The sequence below is a fragment of the Streptomyces sp. NPDC058877 genome (assembly GCF_042742855.1).
Lineage (GTDB): Bacteria > Actinomycetota > Actinomycetes > Streptomycetales > Streptomycetaceae > Streptomyces.
Map to the genome: position 1 here is coordinate 1 of NZ_JBHYMF010000347.1, position 3,176 is coordinate 3,176.

General features: G+C 73.8%; 3 protein-coding genes. All 3 read right to left on the minus strand.

The window, feature by feature from the left end; translation table 11 throughout:
* Window positions 1-35 precede the first annotated feature (35 nt).
* Genes ACFW2Y_RS35280 through ACFW2Y_RS35290 form a run of 3 tightly spaced genes read right to left on the minus strand, consistent with a single transcriptional unit; the run spans window position 36 to window position 3,046 of the window.
* Window positions 36-935 carry a serine/arginine repetitive matrix protein 2 gene (locus ACFW2Y_RS35280; RefSeq protein WP_384887689.1) on the minus strand — a complete coding sequence of 300 codons (900 nt, stop codon included), beginning with the start codon at window positions 933-935 and terminating at the stop codon, window positions 36-38.
* A gap of 1 nt (window position 936) precedes the next feature.
* Window positions 937-1,317: a hypothetical protein gene (locus tag ACFW2Y_RS35285; protein WP_384887691.1), complete on the minus strand. Its 381-nt coding sequence runs from the start codon at window positions 1,315-1,317 to the stop codon at window positions 937-939.
* Window positions 1,310-3,046 (minus strand): hypothetical protein, encoded by a 1,737-nt coding sequence (locus tag ACFW2Y_RS35290; RefSeq protein ID WP_384887693.1) that lies wholly within the window; start codon window positions 3,044-3,046, stop codon window positions 1,310-1,312. The genes ACFW2Y_RS35285 and ACFW2Y_RS35290 overlap by 8 nt, the downstream gene beginning before the upstream one ends.
* Window positions 3,047-3,176: the final 130 nt, after the last annotated feature.

The following is a 3,176-nucleotide window of genomic DNA, read 5'->3' on the forward strand; positions in this document are numbered from 1 at the left end:
GTGCGGGACCACGGGCATGCCCGCGCGTCGCCCCCTCAGTACGCTCCCGGCCGGAAGGACTCCAGGGCCACCCGCAGGACTTCGCGCTGCTTGGGCCAGTCGGCCTCCGGGCCCGCGGCCAGGATCGCGTACTGGTGGCCGTCCCCGGCCGTGAAGGCCCGGTCGACGACCTTGCGACGACCTCCCTCGCGGTCGTACGCGTACACCAACTCGGCGGAGTCCGCCGGAGCTCCCGTCTCGTCGGCGACCGGGGCGAGGCTGATCTCCCGGTAGCCGGGCTTGCCGGCCCGCCCGTCCGCGGAGGTGCCGCGCAGCGCCTCGTACGGCGTCATGTCGGCTTCCTCGATGACGAAGACCTGGAGCAGGCTCCGGCCGTCCGGTGCGTTGTAGAACACGCCCTGATCGGACTCGGTGCGGTCCCAGCCCTCGGGGACGGCGATGGTGAAGCCCTTGAGGTCCTCCTGGACCCGGTAGCCGGCCGGGGGCGCCCCGTCCGTGGCGGTGGGCGTGTCGGAGGGGGACTCCGGGGGCAGGTCCGACGGGGACGGGGCCGTCGAACCGTCCGGCTCCGCGGGGGCGGAGACGGAGACCCCGGGGCCCGCAGCCGGGCCACCGCTCCCGTCCTCCCCGCCCCGGAGCAGCCAGACGCCGACCGAACCCACTGCCAGGACGGCCACCACCGTCCCGGCCACCAGCACGGCCCGCGACCGGGGCCGCCCGGCCGGCACGGGAGCCGCGGGCTGCGGCCAGCCGCCCGCACCGAACTGGGGCGGGGGGCCGGGTGCGTACGTCGGAGGAGGCGGCGGAGGGGCGACGGGGCCGCCCGCACCGACCGGCGGGTCCACCGGCGCGCTCCCCGCTCCCCCGGTCTCCCAACTCTGCGTCTCGTCGTTCCAGCGGGCCCCGCCCGCCGAACCGCCCCCGTACCCGCTCACCTCACCCTCCGAGCAGGGCGCCGACAGCCTGCCCCACGGCCACGCCCGAGGCGAGGAGCTCCGCCACCGCCCCCGCTTCCGCGAGTGCGCTGCGCAGGGCGGTCAGCCGGCCGGCGCTCGCCCGACCGGTGCCCTCGATCTCGTCCTCGACGTCGGAGAGTTCCGCATCGAGGGCGGCGGTCCGCTCCGAGGAGACGACGCCCTCCAGGTCGGCACGGAGCCGCCGGACGGCCTGGAGCAGCTCTTCCTGCTGCGCGTCGCGGGCCGGCGCGACACCGTGCACGGTGCTGGTGACGGTGTTGTGGTCGCCGATGGTGACGTTGCCGCTGGTGTTGGTGACGTGGATGCCGCCACGGTCACGGGAGTTGCCGTTCTCAGCCACGGTCGCCTCCGGTGGTCGAAGTGGTGAAGCTCTTGCTGGTGACGGTGTTGTGGTGGCCGATGGTGACGTTCCCCTTGGTGTTCTCGATGAACGTGCCGCCCTCGGCCACGTGGACGATCTTCTGCTCGAACTCGCCCGTCTCGTAACCGGCCTCGTGGAGCGCGGTCTTCACCCCGTTCGCGACCCGGTCCTGAATGCTCTTCAGGTAGCGGCTGACGTCCATGTCCTGGAAGAGGGAGGCCTCGTCGTCGGAGCCCAGCTCCCGAACCGAGATCCACGGCCCTTCGGGCAGGGCGTTGGCGTGGCCCGCGGTGAGCACCCGCCAGGAGTGGCCGAGCGAGCGCCAGAGCGTGGCGAGGGCGTGACCGACGGAGCGGGGGGTCCGGGCCAGCGCCCAGACGGCCTTGCCGAGGAAGTGGTTGTGCCGGTAGCGGTGGGCGTTCCGGTCTGCATGACGGTAGAGCTCCCGCACCGGCCGCAGGACGTGCGGGGCGACCTCCAGCATCAGCATGCCGCCCTGCGTGTGGACGCGGACGAAGACCGTGGTGACGATCTCTTCGCCCCAACCGCCGACCCGGACCCGGAGGAAGTGGCGACGGGTCTCGCCGCCCTCCTCGATGGAGCCCGCGCGGTGCGCCTCGAAGGCGCCGGGGGCGTACGGGGCGGCGGTGCGGGCCGGCAGGCCGTCGACCGGGAGGAAGACGACCTCGTCGATCTCCAGCTCGCGCAGCCGGTCCCGCACCGCCGCCTGGAGCTGGGGCGAGCCGTGCGGGGAGGGGATGCGCAGCGCCTCCAGGAGCGGGACGACGTGCCGCAGGACGGCGCCGTTGTCGAGCGGTTCGGGTGCCCGTCCGTCGAGGTCCTCCCGGGGACGGAGTTCGACCGAGAGCGACCAGGGCTCGTACGGGGTGCCGGCGCCGCAGAACGGGTCGGCGGCTCCGTACATGACGAGCCGGGCGTGCTGCTCGATCCGGATCCGGTCGCGCAGCCTGCGGAAGCGGGCGCCCTCGGCCCGCTCGGCGGGGTCGGAGCCCTGGTCGGCGAAGCGCTCCCGGGAGAGCTCCTCGGTGAGCGCCCGGGCGGACTGACCGCGCTGGGCCGCCACCGCCCAGGCCACGAGGAACGGCACGGCGAGGGTGATCCACGCCTCCAGGGTGCCGATGCCCCACACCTCCTGGACCGCGAGGCCGACCGGGAGGTCGAGGAAGTCGCCGCTCGACCCGGAGGGTCCGTCGAAGGGGCGGCCCGAGCCCGCGTCGCCGAACGCGAGGAAGAGGAGGAACAGGGCGGCCTGGAGGAGCGCGAGCCGCCCGTACCAGCGCAGTAGGAGGGCGGGCACCGAGCGGTAGAAGGGGGCGTCGGCGGCCGTGCCGCGCACCCAGCGGGCGAGGCCGAGGACCAGGAAGGGGGCGAGCAGGAGGACGACCAGGCCCTTGGTGAGGGGGATCGCGACGATCCAGAGGGCGAGGATGCCGGCGGCCCAGCCGAGTTCGACGCGGCGGGCGCGCAGGGCGTGGGCGAGCACGCGGCTCGCGTCATAGCCGAGGGAAGCGGCGGCGAAGCGCTCCTCGTGGACGTACAGCTCGTCGATGACCGCGTCGCGGTAGGTGTCGTCGAGGTACGCACCGGCGCAGAGGAGGCGGGTCGCCTCGCTGGCGGCGGGTAAGCGACGCGGGTCGACGACCGCAGGCCGACCACTCGGTTGTTGGGGCACGGACGACTGCGCCAAGACTCCCCCGATGGTGTGGAACTGTCCTTCTTCTTGGATCACTTGACCGAGAACCGGTGGGACAGCATAGGCGAGTCGGAGCTTCCGGCGACACGAAAAAACGGAGTCCCCGGGGCGTACGGACGTACGC